Origin of the sequence: Helicobacter sp. 13S00477-4 (genome assembly GCF_002272785.1) — a bacterium.
In the GTDB taxonomy this organism is placed as follows: Bacteria; Campylobacterota; Campylobacteria; order Campylobacterales; family Helicobacteraceae; genus Helicobacter_J.
Window position 1 is genome coordinate 74812 of record NZ_MLAS01000002.1, and the last position, 17758, is coordinate 92569.

A 17758-nucleotide genomic window follows, 5' to 3' on the forward strand; every position below is an offset into this window, starting at 1 on the left:
TTTTAAGGAAAAAAATGAAAGAAATACAAGAATTGCTAAAAGCAATGAATGAGGGGGGGGGGGGCATATGACTCTTCTTCTATAAAGGTAGAGTTTAAAACTCTTGGTGATATAGCAAAATTTATTCGAGGAAAAGGATTAAGTAAAAAAAATACTGGTAAAGGAAATATCCCCATTATCCATTATGGTGAACTTTATACTATTTATGGTAATTATATCAATGAAGTGAAATCAAGTACTCAAAGGGAAAATATAAATAATAGCCCTATGATTTCAAAAGGTGATTTATTGCTTCCTCTTTCTAGCACCACAAAAAATGCCCAAATAGGAAAAGTTTCGGCATATCGTTGCGATAATGAAGCTTTTTTAGGTGGAGATGCAGTACTATTAAGACATCAGCAAAATGATGGTTTTTTAGTCTATTTATTGAATTCAAGCTGGTTTGAAAAATTAAAAATGAGAACTGTGAAAGGGACAACTATCACTCATCTTGATATAAACAAATTCAAACAACTCCAAATCCCCATCCCCCCTCTTGAAATCCAAGAAAAAATTGTCAAGATACTTGACAAATTCACAGAGCTACAAGCAGAGCTACAAGCAGAGCTACAAGCAAGGAAAAAGCAATACGAATTCTATAGAGAAAAACTTTTGAGTATAGAAACATTGAGTCAGTTATCAGACAAATGGGGGGGGGGTATGACTCCACAAAGGTAGAGTTTAAAGAGTTATATAAAGCTTGTGATTTGAAAGCAGGTGATAGAATCACTAAAGCAATGATGAGAAATAATTTAAAATATCCCGTTATTGGTGGAGGGGTGGAACCAACAGGATTTTATTCTGATTTTAATTTTGAAAATGCCATCACGATTTCAAGAGCAGGAGCAAATGCTGGTTTTGTAGGATTTCAAAAAAATAAATTCTGGGCTACAGATGTTTGTTTTGTAGCAATTGGTAAAGATGTTGTGACAAAATTTGTTTTTTATTTTTTAAAAACAAAATCATATGAACTACAACAACATCTTTATGGTGGTTCAATACCAAAATTAAATAAAAATTATTTATGGAATCTCCAAATCCCCATCCCGCCTCTTGAAGTGCAAAAAGAGATTGTCAAGATATTAGATAAATTTGATGATTTGATAAATGATTCAAACAAAGGATTAAAAGCTGAAATCACTGCTCGTCATCAACAATATGTTTACTACAGAGAAAAATTGCTTTCTTTTTAAAAAAAGGTAAAAAATATACAAAATTATAAATTTTAAATCCCAAACTAGATAAAATAAAATAAAAATATCTCAGGGAATTATAATGATAAATAATTTGATTTCACAAAACCCAAATAGCACTATCATCGCAAACTATGTCAGAGAAAAAAGAAAAAACAAAAGTTATCAAAGCGAAGCAGAGCTAGAAGAAAAACTTTTACAAGACTTACAAGCACAAGGTTATGAAAGGAAACCTATCAAATCCCTAGAAGAACTAGAACCCAATCTAAAAATACAACTAGAAAAACTAAATGATATTACATTCAGTCAAAATGAATGGGATAGATTTTATAAAAATATCCTGACAAATCCACAAAAAACCCCTGAAGATAAAACAGAAATGTTACAAACACAAATGCATACAGAGCCATTAACCAGAGATGATGGGAGTATAAAAAATATCAAACTCATTGACAGGGAAGATATTTTTAACAATTCTTTACAAGTGATTTCTCAATTAGAAAACAACGAAGGGAAATACAAAAATCGTTATGATGTCACGATACTAGTGAATGGCTTGCCATTAGTGCATATTGAATTGAAAAAAAGAGGGATAGATTTAAAAGAAGCCTTCAATCAAATCAAACGTTACAACAGAGAGAGTTTTTGGGCAGGCAATAGATTGTTTGAATTTGTACAAATTTTTGTCATCAGTAATGGGACAAAAACCAAGTATTATAGCAACTCCACACGCAATAAATTAGAAAACTCAAAAAACCTAAATAATCATTTTGCTTTTTGTATTAATTTTTCAGATTTTGAAAACAACATCATTGAAGAGCTTGAAGATTTTACAAAAACATTTTTTGCAAACCGCACCCTACTGAATATCCTCACGAAATTTTGTGTGTTCAATACCAACAAAGAACTCCTAGTGATGCGTCCCTACCAAATCGCAGCGAGTGAATCTATCATCTATAGGATAATCCTAGCACATAATGAAAAACTTTATGGAAAAGTGCAAGCAGGTGGTTATATCTGGCATAGTACAGGGAGTGGTAAAACCTTAACTTCTTTCAAAACTGCCCTGTTAGCCTGTGAGCTTAAATTCATCAAAAAAGTCATCTTTGTAGTCGATAGAAAAGACTTGGATTATCAGACTATGCGTGAATACGATTCATTCCAAAAAGGTTCTGCGAATGCAACCAAAAACACAGATGCACTCAAAAAACTAATAGAATCTGATAATAACAATGAAAAAATCATCATCACTACCATTCAAAAACTCTCAAAATTTGTAACCAAATATGGCAATTCTGATGTTTTCAATAAAGAAATAGTCTTTATTTTTGATGAATGCCACAGGAGTCAATTTGGCAGCATGCATGACCAAATCAAGAAAAAATTTAAAAAATATTATATTTTTGGCTTCACTGGGACCCCTATATTCCAAGAAAATGCTGCTAAAAACTACACCTCAATCAAAACAAAAAATCTATCAGGACAAACCATACAAAAAGCTACCATAAAAACCACAGACCTCATCTTTGGGACACAGCTACACGCTTACACAATCCTAAATGCTATTGGCGATCACAATGTTTTGCCATTCAAAGTTGAATACTTATCAACAATGAAAGAAGAAGAAAATATCTCTGATGAGCAAGTAGAAGATATCCAAAAAGAATCTGCCTTATTGCACAAAGATAGGATTCACAAAATCGTGAATTATACCCTAGAGCATTTCGACCAAAAAACAAAGCGAAAAAATCACTACAATTTGAATAATAAAAAAATATTAGGTTTCAATTCTATTTTTGCTACTGCAAGCGTAGAATTTGCCAAAGCATATTATCTTGAATTCAAAAAACAATTAGCAGGGAAACAAGATGGTATCAAAGTAGGCATCATCTACTCTTATGCACCTAATGAAGATATAGACGATGATATAGATCCAGGAGCAGAAAATCAAGATTCTAAAACATTTTTAGAATCTGCCATCCAAGACTACAACGCAATATTTAAAAGCAATTTTTCTTTAAATAACTTTGATGATTATTACAAAGATGTTTCTTTCAGACTTAAAAATAAAGAATTAGATTTATTGATTGTGGTGAATATGTTTTTGACAGGATTTGACTCCAAAACTATCAATACATTATGGGTGGACAAAAATTTGCGTCATCATGGGCTTTTACAGAGCTTTTCACGTACCAATAGGATACTCAATGATGTTAAGAGTTTTGGAAATATCGTGTGTTTTAGGAACCTAGAAAAAGCGACAAATGATAGCTTAAAAATGTTTGGGGATAAGGATGCTAAAAATATCGTTTTATTGAGGACATTTGAAGAATACTTGAAAGGCTATGATGATGAGAATGGCAAGCATCAGATTGGATATAATGAACTGGTAATAGAATTAGAAGAAAAATTTAGTTTAGATAATTTTCCTCTCAAATCTGATAAACAAAAAAAGGAATTCATCCAATGCTTTGGTCAGTTGCTCAAATTAAAAAATATCTTAGATGTTTTTGATGATTTTAGCGATCAAAACACCTTAGATAAAGCACTAGAGCAAGATTATCAAAGTCAATATATTGAACTACACCAACAAATAGAAAATGCCAAAGAAAAAGCCTCTATTGAAAATGACATTAGCTTTGAAATAGAACTCATCAGGCAAGTAGAAGTGGATGTGGATTATATTTTATTTTTACTAGAAGGGTATTACAAAAACAAAGAAGAAAACTCCAAAAAAAGTATTTTGCGTATGGTTGACTCTAGCATCAGCTTGCGTAATAAAAGAGATTTGATACATTCATTTTTAGAAGAAATTGATAAAAAACAAGATGAAGAGTTTAATCAACTCTTTGAGAACTTCATAAAAGAAAAACAAAAAAATGAACTCCAAAAGATCATAAAAGATGAAAATCTCAATGAAGAAAAAACAAAAGAATTTTTAGAAAATGCCTTTGAAATCAATAAATTTCAAGATTTAGGTACTGATATAGATAACGCTCTTCCAGAAATCCCACTATTTCAACCTCCAGAAATACAGGCAAAAAATAGAGAAAAGAGGGAGAATATCATCTCAAAGCTCAAAAATTTCTTTGAAAGGTTTAAAGATATGAGAAAAAACCTACCCCTCCGCTAAAAGAATCTAATATAGCTAATTTAAGAAATTTTTTCTAATTCCATAACAATAGAATCTATCTGTGTCCTTAGGATTGATTGCTTCTTAACGATTTCTCCTATCTCTTTATTGAGGGATTTGATATCAATTTTTTGCCGTGTATCTTCAGATTCTATATAACTTGAAACACTCAAATTATAATTATTTGCCCTGACCTCTCTTTTGTCTACTGATGAGGAAAGATAAGGTATATTTTGGCGTTTTTTATAGAGATTTAAAATATTGTGTATGTTTTGTTCACTGAGTATATTTTTATTAGTAACTTTTAAAAATTCATTAGAAGCATTGATGAAAAGGATATTATTATCTTGCTTGTTTTTACGCAATACCATTATACAAACAGCGATACTTGTGCCAAAAAATAGATTATCACTCAATGAAATCATACAATCAACATAATTATTATCTACCAGATAGCCTCTGATTTTTTCTTCTGCTCCACTACGATACATCACACCAGGAAAACAAACAATCGCTGCACTTCCTTTTTCTGAGAGCCAAGAAAGTATATGCATCACAAATGCCAAATCCGCCTTTGAAGTCGGTGCCAAAACCCCTGCTTTAGAAAAACGAGTATCATTAATCAATAATGGATTATTTTTGCCTTCCCATTTCGTAGAATAAGGAGGATTGCTAACGATAGCATCAAAAGGCTCTTCTTCCCCATGCTTAGAGCAAGGATTTATCAATGTATCTCCATGTGCAATATGAAATTTTTCATACCCAACATCATGCAAAAACATATTCATTCTGGCTAAATTATAAGTAGTGATATTTTTTTCTTGCCCAAAATAACCATTCTTTGGATCTTGATTTAAAGATTTTTTGTATTGTAATAGCAATGAACCTGATCCACAAGCAGGATCATAGACTTTATTTGGTTTTTGATTATTGCTTAGAGTGATTTCTACTAAAAGCTTGCTGACTTCTTGAGGAGTGAAAAACTCACCACCACTTTTACCCGCATTGCTAGCATACATCATCATCAAAAACTCATAAGCATCGCCAAAAGCATCAATTTTATTGTTGTTATAATTGAGTTCTAATGCATTGATTGACTCCATAATCTTTAGCAATTTTTCATTGCGTGCAATAGTGCTACCACCAAGCTTATTTGAATTCACATCAATATCACTAAAAAGATCTTTAAAATTCTCTTCACTCTCATTGTCTATGCAAGATGCTTGGATATTATCAAATGCATTTTTAAGCCTCTCATTTAGATTTGCTTTCTTAGCTTGATTTTCTTGTGCTTCTTTTAAGATATTTTCAAATAAATCACTAGGATAGATAAAAAAACCTTTTGCACTGACAAGTTCTTTTTTAGAACCTTCAGCTATCTTTTCATCCATTTGAGAATAATCTTGTTTTATATCTCCCTTATTTTTATTAGCATAAGCTTTTAAATTCTCAGAGATAAATCGATAAAACAAAAAACCCAAAACATAAGTCTTAAAATCCCAACCATCAACGCTCCCACGCAAATCCTCTGCTATTTTCCAAATGGCTCTATGCAGTTTTGCCCTCTGTTGAACACTTTCCATAAAATCCCTTAGTTTTAATAATTAAATTTATAAATTATAACAAAATTATATTGTCAAAAAATCTTTCATAAATCACTTACTAAAAAACTCTGATAATTTTCATTTATTTTAATAGAAAAAATAATCTTTAAAGATAAAAGTTTAGATAAAAAGAGTATTAAATTTATCCTAGCTAGATAGCTAGGATTTTTGATTGAAGATAGGCTTAATGCAAATCTTTCCAGATTCTTCTTTTCCATGCATAAGCAAGTAGTGCCATCACTGCAAAGAATATCATTATTTTAATTCCTAAAGAATTCCTTTGGTCCTTTTTGCTATCACCTACTTTTTGTAAATATGAAATGACTTGTTTTTCAGCTTTTTCATCTAACCCTACTCTTGGCATAGGTGTTCCTGGAAGTATCTTTTGAGGGTCATTGATAAAGACACTCAAAGTTTTTTCACCTCTACTTCTAATCATCATTGACAAATCAGGAGCCTTTGTCCCCAAATATTTTTCTAAATCTGCTTCAGGAGTCAAAGCATAAGTTTTATTATATTCTACACTATGGCAACGTTCGCAAGCCTGTGCAAATACCTCTTTATCTGTGAGTGTTTTAGGTGCTATAGAAACCAAATAAGCAACGATATTTGAAATATCTTCATTACTCATCCAATCATAAGCAGGCATTGGATAAGGGTTACTATCACCAAATTTATGCGTGAGCAATGTTGTTTTGATGGGATTTTTTACAAAATTGGCTAAATAATTAGTATCAAAAACCGCTCCTGCATTAGACAGATCAGGAGGCACAACTCCATAAGCTCCAGCAGCACTCACATTATCCATAGGTGCAGGGATATTTTGAGATTTAATACTATGGCAAGCAGTGCAGTTTTCTTCGACTAGTTTTTTACCTTTTTGGGCATCCCCTCCATTCAAATCAATTTTTTCCAAATCGCTGAATTCATAATCAGCAGGAGCTACTTTTGGATGCATGATAGAATGTGCCAAAGGCTCCACTCCCCAATAAGTAATACCAAAGATGACGATCAAAAGGATTAAAATTTTTAGCTCCCTCATTGGGCACCTCCTTTTTTTCTCTCAATAATGGTAATGACTGGCAAAACAATAATCATCAATGCCAAAAATGTAATTGAAGCCACAAAACCTATATAAATATTTATACCCTCTGGTGGGAGCTTTCCAAAAACAGTCAATACAATCAAATCAATAACCACGAGCCAAAACCAAACAAAAAACGCAGGTCTTCTATGTGCAGGAGCAACCTTTTGACTCCTGTCCAACCAAGGTATAAAGAAAAAGATAACCTGAACCACACCAAAAGCAATCAACCCTAAATCCGCACTGAAGAAAAATCCCCTCAATACTTCATAACTCCACAAAAAATACCATTCAGGATAAATATGAGTAGGGGTTTTTAGGCTATTAGCAGGATCAAAATTCACCGGATCCATAGCAAAATCATAATGGTATGCGACCAAATAAAAGAAAAATATCATGAATGCACAAATGACAAAAATATCTTTTGAGAGAAAAACAGGCCAAAAAGGAATAACTTTTGACTCTTTTTTCTTACCTTCAATGTATTTTTTTTCTTCAATTTCAAAATCAAACACCTCACCATCTTGATTGTTGACATGAGGGATCCTAAGTGAATAAAAATGTGTTACGATAAGTAACATAATAACGACAGGCAACAAAAATACATGCAACATAAAAAATCTTGTCAATGTTGCATCAGCTACGACATAATTCCCTCTTATCCACTCTACCACATCATTGCCGATAAAAGGAATGCCACCAAAAAGATTCGTGATAACTGTAGCTGCCCAATAGCTCATCTGACCCCAAGGCAACATATATCCGCTGAATGCTTCTGCAGAAAACACTACAAATAAAAGCATCCCACTTATCCATATCATCTCACGCCCTCGTTTATAAGAACCATAATAAATCGCTACAAACATATGGATATAAATGATGACAAATATGATACTTGCTGCTACTGCATGGATATGTCTCCATAGCCAACCATAAGCGACCTCTTGCATGATTGTATAATTGACACTATCAAAAGCCATTTTTGCATCTGGCTTATAATACATCAATAAAAAAATCCCCGAAACAATCAAGAGTGTAAATAATGCTGTAAGCACAACTCCCATTGCCCATAAAAAATTAATATTTTTAGGTATCCAATATTCAGTCATCAAAACTTTTACTAATTTTTTGACACCCAACCTTTGATCAAGCCAATCAATCAGCCCATCTGCTTTCTTAATTTCTGCCATTTTATCCTCCTTATGCCTTGCCTATCATTTTTTGATATTCAGCTCCTGATTCACCAAAAACTATTTTTGTCCCATCAATCTTAAAAGGTGGGATATCAAAAGGTCTTGGAGGAGGAGTTCCGGGTATATTGATACCATCAATGGTAAATTTACCTCCATGACAAGGGCATAAAAATTCTTTCAAATCTGAGTGAAAAATTGGAATGCAACCCAAATGAGTACAAATTTGAATTCCAACAGTAAAAATTTCATCATTGATTTTAAAATCTCTTGAAGGATTGAATTCAGCATCTTTATTTTTTTTGATGATATAAACAGGTTTACCTCTCCACTCTACAGTAGAAAAATCACCTTCTTTCATACCACCAATATCTGTGGTCGTGAAACCAGCAGAAACTACACTTGGCAAAGGATCCCAAGTCTTTTTCATAGCCACAAGGGATGCGATTGCACCTACGGCAGTTACCCCCCCTAAGGCCATCCCTAGAAAATCGCGTCTTTTAATCTCCGCCATTGCTTATTCTCCTTTTAGTATAGAATTGCCTAATTTGTCAAGTTGATTTTTATTACTCAGTAGAAAAATCTAGTAATTCTAAATCAATTATACTTAAATATTTTTGAGTCCAAAATGAGAATTTTGATTTTCATATAAAATCTTTTTATCTTGTAGTGTTGTAATATTTGATTTTCTTTTTACATAGTAATTGATTTTGCCCATCCATACAGATAAAATCAGCATAAGAATTATAAATCACCACATTTGCATTTCAACTTTGGTGGTTTTATACATGCTTTCTGTGCTACCATTGATGCTATATTCAATAGCAAATCCATATTTGATACCCAAACTTCCAGACTTTTTAATAGAAAGACTTTTGTAAGCATCTCTTGTGATAGGCAAACTTCCGACATTGCTCGCTGATTCTGGTGGCAAGGTGCGATTGAGCTGTGTTTCTGAAATCAAATCGCCATTGATATAAAGGGCAGCATAAGTGATGGTAATAAAATTTTGTGTCAAATTAGAAATCTGGATACCTGCAGAACCTTGTCCAATATTAAACGAACTTGAAGTAAGCATAATGTCATTATTATTTACCCTCATTGATGGCACATTCACTTTGGACAATATATAACGTGCTGGGGTATCACCACTATCATTCTCAATATACATATCCGCACCATAATTCATCAAAAGAGAAATCATATTTTTATCATGTCGACTCACTGCATAATGCAGAGGTGTATTGCCTCTAATGGAATCTTTGATATTAGGGTTTGCACCTTCTTTCAATAAAATCTGAGCAAATTTTAGATTGCCAAATTGAACTACTTTGTGCAAAGCAGTTTCTCCATGACTGAGTGCATTAACTTTTGCACCCCGATGGATAAGCAGATATAAAATATCCATATTATTTTTACGTGAGGCATCATATAAAGGCGTACTACCACGAAGACGTGCATTTACATCTGCACCTAAATCAATCCCTTTGCGCACATCAGTATAATTATTGCTAAAAAGCAAATAGTCATATTTATTAGCAAAAAGATTGCAAACAAATACACTCAAGATAAAAAATACCCAGACTTTTTTCATCTTCACTCCTCAAAATATTTTTTAGACAATTCTTTTATCCTTTGATAGACATCATCAAAATCTACTCCATAAGTCCTAGCTTCTGCAATAGTAGTAAAAAAATTTGTATCGCCCATATACCGGGGTAAGATATGCAAATGAATATGCTCAGGTATACCAGCACCACCAGCTTGCTTAATATTCATCCCTAAATTGATACCACTAGCTCCATATTCATACAAAAGTGGAATAGCTTTTTGAGAAAGCTTATGGATATGCAACCAATGTTCTTGAGGCAAAATCTCTGGACTATCAATATGCAAATGAGGGATTATCATAAAATGTCCAGGCGTATAAGGGTAACGATTCATCAATGCAAAACAAATATCATCACGATAAAAAACTCTATTTTCCTCATCTGATTCTTTGGCAAGACTGATTTGACAAAAAACACATTCATCAATCTTTGAGCTAAAATAATCACTACGCCAAGGAGAATATACCCTATCCATTTATTTTCCTAAATATAATTTGGAGCATCATTGGCAAAAAATATCAAATCATTTTCGGCAGTACTTGCCTTTAGAATATTTTCTAATTGTGTCTTATCTTTAAGGATAATTTTTTGAGATTTCTGGATATTTTGAGCAAGTATTTTTGAATTCAGTTCGCCAGTAATGATGACAATATCAAATACATCATCAATCGCTTTAGCTAGTTTTATATTAGAATCTTCATCACTTTCTACCAAACCAGGCGTAACGATGACTTTCCGTTTTGCATAAAGCGTACAGAGACGAATGCCTTCAAGCATGCCTTTAAGATTGCCATTAAAACTATCATCAAGTATAACCTTTTGATTCACAGTAAGGAGATTGAGGCGATGAGGGATAGGCTGGAGATTCAAAACAGACTTTTGAATCTCTACAATAGGGATATCAAATGTATGGGCTACTAAAATTGCCACACTGATGTTGACAATATTAAATTCTCCTAAAATTTTGGTTTCAAATGGATACCAAACATCCCCAATCTGCATTTCAAATGAAGTACCCTCAAGGGTAGCAAGAATATTCCTAAGTTGATTAGAATAAGGATGTATCAAAGCTTTTTTATCATCATCTACATAAGTAAGTGGGTTTTTATCATAAACAAAAGCTTTCAATAAATGCTTTGAATCCAAAAGCTCAAATTTTGTCTGTAAAATTTTTTCAAAAGTTTTAAAATATTCTATATGTTGGTTGCCAACTTCCCCAATAATGGCATATTGATGTTGCAACAAAAAAGAAATCTCTTTGATATCTCCTTTTTGACGTGCACCTGCCTCAGCAATATAAATTTCTATATCCGTATCTAAGTTTTTATTTATATCTTCAATCAATCCTTTGAGTGTATTCACACTTCTTGGAGAAGCATACACATTATATTTTTTTTGTAAAATCTGGGAAATAAAATTCTTAATGCTTGTTTTACCAAAACTGCCTGTAATGGCAATGATTTTCAAAGAAGACATTTTAGCAAGCTTCTCTTTTGCCATTTGAGTATACCGATTGAGTAAAATATTTTCATAAAGTCTTGAAAAAATACAACCAAATACCAAAGGCAACAAATAAAGAAAACGTAAATTATGATTAAAATTATTAGAAATAAATGTCAATATTTCATTGAAAGCCATAAAAGCAAAACAAATAACAAAAAATCTTGTCACTCGTCTGGTAAAAACAAGCTTTTTATCAATTTTTAAAGTCCATATACCTAATAATGGCACCTGTATCAAATAAAGATAGAGATAAAAAATAATATTTTGTTGGTAAAACCCTGAAATCAAAAAGACACAAATAGGCAATAGAAAATGAATCAAATGCCACCTTTGTTTGTGATGTTTTGTCACAACACGATGCAGACTATAGTTATACCATTGGAGATTGATTATTAAATAATAGCTGAGACAAAAAATAAAAACCCATCTTGAAATAATATCCACAATCTCTAACCAACCCACACTAACTCCTAATATCATCACAAAACCTCAAAATCATTGAAAAACATATCAACAATATCTTCAAACTCAACACTCTGTATTTGGGCTCTATTGGGTCCCATTTTTAAAGATTTTATAAAATCATTTAAAACAGATTCATCACCTTGTGCATAAGCTTCTACACTCCCATCAGAAAGATTTTTTACATTTCCTTTTATGCCAAGCTCATCGGCTATAGCTTTGCAAAATTTACGATACCCTACCCCTTGAACAACGCCTTTTATAATGATTTTAATTGTTTTTATATTCAATGATTTTCCTTCATAATGATATTTTTTATCAATTACTCTACCTTGTTTGAGAAAAAAATAATGATCCCCTTCAAAAATAAAAAATCGACTATTTTTAAGAAGTGTTGAAATTTTATACCCAGAAGATAAAGGTGTAGCCTTGTCATCTGCACCCCAAAAAATAGTCGCTTTTTTATCATATCTTGCATAAATATCACTAAAATCTTCATTCACGACCTGCTTGAATACTTCATACATAGCATCATTAAGATTATTGGCATCTGCACTTGCTAAAACCCTTGATTTGATTTTTAAATTTTTCAATATTTTAGCTAACAATATTTTTATTTTTATTTTTAGGGGTTTGGGCGTAGGAATGCCTGCTGAACCCAATAAAATAATTTCATCACATTTGCACAATAAAGCTATTTTTCCCCCAAAACTATGCCCAACGATAATATCAACACTGACATCTAAAGACTCGAAAAATAAATCAATGATTTTAGAATAATCAAAAGTAGAGATTATAATATCATTAGGGCTATTTCCAAATCCGGGTAAATCAATATAAAAATGATTATAATCTTTAAAAGTATCCTTAAAAGCTAATTGCATAAGCTCTTTATTGCTTCCCCATCCATGCAAAAATACAATATTTTTTTGTGAATGATTGTTTTGAAAAACATAAGAAATATCAAATTCATTATCCTTATAAAAGATATTCCTAATAGCCATTATTTGCCTTTGATACCCTGTATCTTCTCAATATATTTATAAGAAACCCTTATTGGATCTTTCTTTGGAAGATTCGAACCTAGTTGCTCTAATGTATTTTGAAAATCTTCAAAGAGATAATTAGCCATACTGCCTGGGATTGGATTTATCTCATTGAGATACACTTCATTTTCAATCACAAAAAAATCACAGCGAATTAGAGCACCTTCAAACTTGTGTATATAAAGCTTCTTGAAAGCTTCTTTTATTTTTTCTTCTATCGTTTTGGAAATATCTGCTTTGATGACTTGCTCAGTACGAGCAAAATCAAGGTATTTGTTTTCAAAATCTAATAAATCTTTCTTTCTTGGTTCTTCAATAATAGAAAAAATATACTCATTATCTGTATTATCACCATAACTTATCTTACAACCTGCAAGATTGTATTCCTTCACTCCTTTTATAAAAGGTTCAAGGATAACCTCATCGTCAAATTCAAAAGCACTATCAAGGGCATAATCAATCTCACTAGCATTATCAATCACATTCACACCGATAGAACTCCCTAATCGACTTGGTTTAACTATAAAAGGAAAATTATCATCAATCACTCTGGGACTGTATTTTTGCACCACTTCAAAAGGCAAAGTTTTTACTCCCCTCTCTTTAGCATAAAGCTTAGTGAAATGTTTATTAAAACTCAACACAGAAGCTTCAATACGAGGTCCTATAAAGGGGATTTTATAAAATTCCAAAATAGAAGCAATTTTGCCATCTTCTCCATCAGCTCCGTGTATAAGATTGATGAGTGTTCTTATAGAGATATCTTTTTGCCCAAAAAATGAAGGCTTGTAAAATCCACCTGATTTGAGGCTTATCTGGGGGCATTTTTCATAATCCCCGGAAGAGAAAAAATTTGATTTCATATTTTCAGTAGGGATCAAATAAAAATTACGAGCTAGATCAAGGAAGATAAAATATTCAATTTTTTCTTTCAAAACTTTCTTGAGTGAAATAGCACTCACAATACTGATTTCGTGTTCCCAGCTAACACCTCCAAATAAAATCCCAAATTTCAATCTTTTCTCCTCAAACTATGTTTTCTATGGTGGATTTATATCCAAGTTTTTAACCTATGAGTCTACCTAAAAATTTCTTAATAATCCTCTATCTGTAATTAATTTGGTCACAAACATCCATTCCAATAAATATTATAAATTTAAATTATTTTTCTCATTTATATTGTTTTATTAGAAAAAAAGATATAAAGTAACCAGTGGCAAAAACATTTTCAAACTAAACAAACACCAAAAAGGAAGAACAATGCACAATCACGATAAAGACAGACATTTATTCCAAAAAATTTCCCAAAGACTTGAGAAACTTTCCTTATTGCAAGCACACAATGCAGACAAAAATCTCAATGAAGAACTCAATAAAAAAGGTGTTCAAAGAAGGGATTTTGTAAAATGGGCAGGAGCAATGACAGCCACATTAGCATTGCCAGCGAGTTTTGCTCCTTTGACACTCAAGGCTGCTGAAATAGCTAATAGAGTCCCCGTAATTTGGCTACATATGGCAGAATGCACGGGTTGTAGCGAAAGTCTTTTGAGGAGTGAGGATCCTAGTATTGATAGTATTATTTTTGATTACATCAATCTTGAATATCATGAAACCATTATGGCAGCCTCAGGCTACCAAGCCGAGCAAAATCTAAAAAATGCCATTGCTAAACATAAAGGCAACTATATCCTAATGGTTGAAGGAGGCATCCCTGAAGGTACTGAATATTTCCTCACTATTGGTGCAGATGCACACACAGGTGCAGATGAATGCAGGGAAGCTGCAGAAGGTGCTGCAGCTATTTTTGCGATTGGAACTTGCTCTAGCTTTGGTGGAGTGCAAGCTGCTTATCCAAATCCTTCCAATGCTAAACCTTTGAGTAAAATCATCAATAAACCTATCATTAATGTACCTGGCTGTCCACCAAGTGAAAAAAACATTGTGGGCAATATTATGTATTTCATAATGTTTGGGACATTACCTGCTGTGGATGCCTACAATCGTCCTACTTGGGCATATGGACATAGAATCCACGATCTCTGTGAAAGACGCGGGCATTTTGATGCAGGTGAATTCGTGCAACATTTTGGTGATGAAAATGCACAAAATGGATACTGTCTTTATAAAGTAGGTTGCAAAGGTCCTTATACATTCAATAACTGTTCAAAACTACGATTTAACTCTCATACAAGCTGGCCTATACAAGCTGGACACGGTTGTATAGGATGTTCAGAACCAAATTTTTGGGATACAATGAGTCCATTTGAAGAACCCATTGGCAATCATCTATTCCATACTTCTTATAATGGTCTTGGAGCAGATAAGACTGCAAACACTATAGGTACTGTAGTTTTAGCAGCAACAGCTGTTGGTATTGCTGCCCACGCTATAGTTTCTAGTCTAGTAAAAAACAAAGATGAACAATAAAAGGGAGATAAAGTTTAATGACAACAAAACGAATTGTAGTAGATCCGATCACAAGGATAGAAGGACATTTAAGGATTGAGGTAATCGTAGATGAAAATAATGTCATACAAGATGCTTTTTCTTCTTCAACACTTTTTAGAGGACTAGAGACAATTATAAAAAATCGCGATCCTCGAGATGCAGGCTTTATCGCTCAAAGGATTTGTGGAGTATGTACATATTCTCATTACAAAGCTGGGATAACAGCAGTAGAAGATGCCTTAGGTATCAATCCTCCACTGAATGCACTTTTAGTTAGGAGTTTGATGAACATTGCATTGATTTTACACGATCATGTTGTGCATTTTTATACCTTACATGGACTAGATTGGTGCGATATTACTTCTGCTTTGAAAGCAGACCCTGCAAAAGCAGCTAAACTTGCTTTCAAATACACTGATTATCCTTTATCAGCAGGCGAAGATGAATTAAAAGCAGTACAAAAAAGAGTAAGTGATTTTGTAAAACAAGGAGCATTAGGTCCGTTTAATAATGGATATTGGGGGCATTCAACTTACCATTTCTCTCCTGAACAAAATCTCATAGTACTTTCGCATTACCTTAAACTTTTAGAAATCCAAAGAGAAGCTGCCAAAATGACAGCTATTTTTGGTGCCAAACAACCCCATCCACAAAGCCTAACAGTCGGGGGTATAACTTCAGTAATGGATATAATGGATCCTACCAGACTTGCTGAATGGAAAGCAAAATTCTTAAAAGTCAAAGATTTTGTTGATCGTGCCTATTACCCAGATCTCATTATGGCAGGCAAAACCTTTAAAGATGAGCAATCAGTAACAAAAGGTTGTGGGCTTACAAATTTCATTGCTCATGAAGAGATTCTACTTTCAAAAGATCACAATCTGCTCAGTAGTGGGATTGTCTTGAATGGTGATTTGAGCAAACTTTACCCAATTGATGAAAACCTTATCAAAGAAGAAGTGACTAACTCTTGGTATGAATATGAAAATACTCAAGAAATCCAACTTCAACCCTACGATGGTCAAACCAATCCTAAATATACAGGATTTAAAGATGGTCAAAGTATAGGACCTGATGGCAAACCTATAGATACCAAATTGCTTGATATGAAAGGAAAATATTCTTGGATAAAATCTCCAAGATACAACGGAATGCCTATGGAAGTAGGACCTTTAGCAGCAGTTGTTGTTGGTCTGGCTGCAAAAAATCCCTATATAACCGAAGTAGCCACACAATTCCTCAAAGATAGTGGGCTACCTATTGAAGCACTTTTTAGCACACTTGGAAGGACAGCAGCTAGATGTATTGAAGCAAAAGTCATCACAAATAATGGATTAAAAACTTTGGATTCTTTGATAGAAAACCTAAAATCTGATAAACAAACCTGTGCCCCTTATGTCATTGATAAAAATAAAGAATACAAAGGAAGATACATTGGTCAAGTCCCTAGAGGAATGCTTAGTCACTGGGTGAGGATAAAAAATGGTGTGGTAGAAAATTATCAAGCTGTTGTTCCATCGACTTGGAATGCAGGACCTAGAGATTCAAAAGGTCAAAAAGGTCCTTATGAAATGAGCCTTATTGGTACCAAAATTGCAGACATTACCAAGCCTTTAGAAATTATTAGAACTATACATTCTTTCGACCCTTGTATTGCATGTTCAGTTCATATGATAGATGCCAAAGGAAATAAAATCGGGGAATATAAAGTAGACCCTGCATTTGCAAGGATATAGGGAGAGAGAAATGAAAAATACACTTCAAAAAGACACTCAAGAGTTTCAAGTTGAAAAAGAATTTTCTGGTTTGACTAGAATCTTCCACTGGATTCGAGCATTTTCTATTTTTGGTCTCATATTCACTGGATTCTACATTGCCTATCCATTTTTACAGCCTGATTCTAACCCAAACCCAACAAATTTTTTACAAGCTTATATACGTAGCTGGCATTTGTTTTTAGGATTTGCCTTGATTGGGGTGTCTATTTTCAGACTTTATTTATTCATATTTGATAGAGATTCTAAACCTGAACGCATCTCTTTTGCACAATGCCTATCCATAAAAATCTGGATAGATCAAATCAAAACTTATCTATGGATAGGTAAACATCCACATATCAAAGGTGCCTACAACCCACTGCAATTTGTAACTTATTTTGCTCTAGCTATATTGGTTTTGATTATTTCCCTCACAGGGATTGTTTTGTATTATAATGTCTATCACAACGGTTTAGGAGCAATATTACAAACCTCTTTCAAATGGTTTGAAGTAATGTGTGGAGGATTGCCAAATATAAGACTCATTCACCATATTGCAACTTGGGGATTTATCATATTTATCCCTGTTCATATTTATATGGTGATATGGAATTCAATAAAATATCCTAATGGCGGTGCTGATGCTATGATAAGTGGTTTGCGGTATAAAAAAGATTTAAAAGTATAAT

General features: G+C 33.0%; 15 protein-coding genes and 1 pseudogene. 6 read left to right on the forward strand and 10 right to left on the reverse strand.

The annotated features are described in order from the left end of the window. Positions 1 to 48 precede the first annotated feature (48 nt). The 3 genes from BKH44_RS01785 (at position 49) to BKH44_RS01795 (ending at position 4365) form a co-directional block, all read left to right on the forward strand. Positions 49 to 717, forward strand: coding sequence for a restriction endonuclease subunit S (locus BKH44_RS01785; protein WP_095269505.1), 669 nt, complete (start codon positions 49 to 51; stop codon positions 715 to 717). Beyond that, the gene (locus BKH44_RS01790) at positions 687 to 1232 is read left to right on the forward strand and encodes a restriction endonuclease subunit S (RefSeq protein ID WP_095269507.1); all 546 of its coding nucleotides are present in this window, start codon (positions 687 to 689) and stop codon (positions 1230 to 1232) included. Before BKH44_RS01785 ends, BKH44_RS01790 begins: the two co-directional genes overlap by 31 nt. Before the next feature lie 82 nt (positions 1233 to 1314). Next, positions 1315 to 4365 (forward strand): type I restriction endonuclease subunit R, encoded by a 3051-nt coding sequence (locus tag BKH44_RS01795; RefSeq protein ID WP_095269509.1) that lies wholly within the window; start codon positions 1315 to 1317, stop codon positions 4363 to 4365. Positions 4366 to 4385: 20 nt separating this feature from the next. Here BKH44_RS01795 and BKH44_RS01800 read toward each other — a convergent pair whose 3' ends face one another. The 10 genes and pseudogenes from BKH44_RS01800 to BKH44_RS01840 all read right to left on the reverse strand — a co-directional run bounded on the left by BKH44_RS01800 (position 4386) and on the right by BKH44_RS01840 (position 13880). Then, positions 4386 to 5948 (reverse strand): type I restriction-modification system subunit M, encoded by a 1563-nt coding sequence (locus tag BKH44_RS01800; protein ID WP_095269511.1) that lies wholly within the window; start codon positions 5946 to 5948, stop codon positions 4386 to 4388. A 205-nt stretch (positions 5949 to 6153) separates the two neighbouring features. Further along, positions 6154 to 7011 (reverse strand): c-type cytochrome, encoded by an 858-nt coding sequence (locus BKH44_RS01805; protein ID WP_095269513.1) that lies wholly within the window; start codon positions 7009 to 7011, stop codon positions 6154 to 6156. Further along, entirely contained in the window at positions 7008 to 8243 is a 1236-nt protein-coding gene (locus BKH44_RS01810) for a cytochrome bc complex cytochrome b subunit (RefSeq protein ID WP_095269517.1), read from the reverse strand. The genes BKH44_RS01805 and BKH44_RS01810 overlap by 4 nt, the downstream gene beginning before the upstream one ends. Before the next feature lie 10 nt (positions 8244 to 8253). After that, on the reverse strand, positions 8254 to 8757 hold the full coding sequence (gene petA / locus BKH44_RS01815; RefSeq protein WP_095269519.1) for a ubiquinol-cytochrome c reductase iron-sulfur subunit: 504 nt from the start codon (positions 8755 to 8757) through the stop codon (positions 8254 to 8256). Between the two features lie 237 nt (positions 8758 to 8994). Next, positions 8995 to 9837 (reverse strand): ankyrin repeat domain-containing protein, encoded by an 843-nt coding sequence (locus BKH44_RS01820; RefSeq protein WP_095269521.1) that lies wholly within the window; start codon positions 9835 to 9837, stop codon positions 8995 to 8997. 2 nt (positions 9838 to 9839) lie between these two features. Continuing rightward, complete coding sequence (locus tag BKH44_RS01825) at positions 9840 to 10328, reverse strand: HIT domain-containing protein (RefSeq protein ID WP_095269523.1); 489 nt, start codon at positions 10326 to 10328, stop codon at positions 9840 to 9842. A gap of 8 nt (positions 10329 to 10336) precedes the next feature. Beyond that, on the reverse strand, positions 10337 to 11836 hold the full coding sequence (murF, locus tag BKH44_RS01830; protein ID WP_095269525.1) for a UDP-N-acetylmuramoyl-tripeptide--D-alanyl-D-alanine ligase: 1500 nt from the start codon (positions 11834 to 11836) through the stop codon (positions 10337 to 10339). Continuing rightward, positions 11836 to 12108, reverse strand: coding sequence for an acylphosphatase (locus BKH44_RS08925; protein ID WP_257842568.1), 273 nt, complete (start codon positions 12106 to 12108; stop codon positions 11836 to 11838). The genes murF and BKH44_RS08925 overlap by 1 nt, the downstream gene beginning before the upstream one ends. Before the next feature lie 24 nt (positions 12109 to 12132). After that, a pseudogene (locus tag BKH44_RS01835) lies at positions 12133 to 12822 on the reverse strand (alpha/beta hydrolase); the annotation flags it as partial. Next, a complete protein-coding gene (locus BKH44_RS01840; RefSeq protein ID WP_095269529.1) occupies positions 12822 to 13880 on the reverse strand; it encodes a D-alanine--D-alanine ligase in 1059 nt (352 codons plus the stop codon). The pseudogene BKH44_RS01835 and the gene BKH44_RS01840, both read right to left, overlap by 1 nt. 244 nt (positions 13881 to 14124) lie before the next feature. Between BKH44_RS01840 and BKH44_RS01845 the strand changes: the two genes are divergently transcribed. Genes BKH44_RS01845 through cybH form a run of 3 tightly spaced genes read left to right on the forward strand, consistent with a single transcriptional unit; the run spans position 14125 to position 17757 of the window. Then, positions 14125 to 15291 (forward strand): hydrogenase small subunit, encoded by a 1167-nt coding sequence (locus BKH44_RS01845; RefSeq protein WP_095269531.1) that lies wholly within the window; start codon positions 14125 to 14127, stop codon positions 15289 to 15291. Positions 15292 to 15308: 17 nt separating this feature from the next. Next, a complete protein-coding gene (locus BKH44_RS01850; RefSeq protein WP_095269533.1) occupies positions 15309 to 17048 on the forward strand; it encodes a nickel-dependent hydrogenase large subunit in 1740 nt (579 codons plus the stop codon). 10 nt (positions 17049 to 17058) lie between these two features. Continuing rightward, positions 17059 to 17757, forward strand: a complete 699-nt coding sequence (cybH, locus tag BKH44_RS01855) for a Ni/Fe-hydrogenase, b-type cytochrome subunit (RefSeq protein ID WP_095269623.1) — start codon at positions 17059 to 17061, stop codon at positions 17755 to 17757. Position 17758: the final 1 nt, after the last annotated feature.

Coding starts and splice junctions, on each gene's coding strand:
- BKH44_RS01785 (WP_095269505.1), top strand. CDS start 49: ATGAGGGGGGGGGGGGCATATGACTCTTCTTCTATAAAGGTAGAGTTT.
- BKH44_RS01790 (WP_095269507.1), top strand. CDS start 687: ATGGGGGGGGGGTATGACTCCACAAAGGTAGAGTTTAAAGAGTTATAT.
- BKH44_RS01795 (WP_095269509.1), top strand. CDS start 1,315: ATGATAAATAATTTGATTTCACAAAACCCAAATAGCACTATCATCGCA.
- BKH44_RS01800 (WP_095269511.1), bottom strand. CDS start 5,948: ATGGAAAGTGTTCAACAGAGGGCAAAACTGCATAGAGCCATTTGGAAA.
- BKH44_RS01805 (WP_095269513.1), bottom strand. CDS start 7,011: ATGAGGGAGCTAAAAATTTTAATCCTTTTGATCGTCATCTTTGGTATT.
- BKH44_RS01810 (WP_095269517.1), bottom strand. CDS start 8,243: ATGGCAGAAATTAAGAAAGCAGATGGGCTGATTGATTGGCTTGATCAA.
- petA (WP_095269519.1), bottom strand. CDS start 8,757: ATGGCGGAGATTAAAAGACGCGATTTTCTAGGGATGGCCTTAGGGGGG.
- BKH44_RS01820 (WP_095269521.1), bottom strand. CDS start 9,837: ATGAAAAAAGTCTGGGTATTTTTTATCTTGAGTGTATTTGTTTGCAAT.
- BKH44_RS01825 (WP_095269523.1), bottom strand. CDS start 10,328: ATGGATAGGGTATATTCTCCTTGGCGTAGTGATTATTTTAGCTCAAAG.
- murF (WP_095269525.1), bottom strand. CDS start 11,836: ATGATATTAGGAGTTAGTGTGGGTTGGTTAGAGATTGTGGATATTATT.
- BKH44_RS01845 (WP_095269531.1), top strand. CDS start 14,125: ATGCACAATCACGATAAAGACAGACATTTATTCCAAAAAATTTCCCAA.
- BKH44_RS01850 (WP_095269533.1), top strand. CDS start 15,309: ATGACAACAAAACGAATTGTAGTAGATCCGATCACAAGGATAGAAGGA.
- cybH (WP_095269623.1), top strand. CDS start 17,059: ATGAAAAATACACTTCAAAAAGACACTCAAGAGTTTCAAGTTGAAAAA.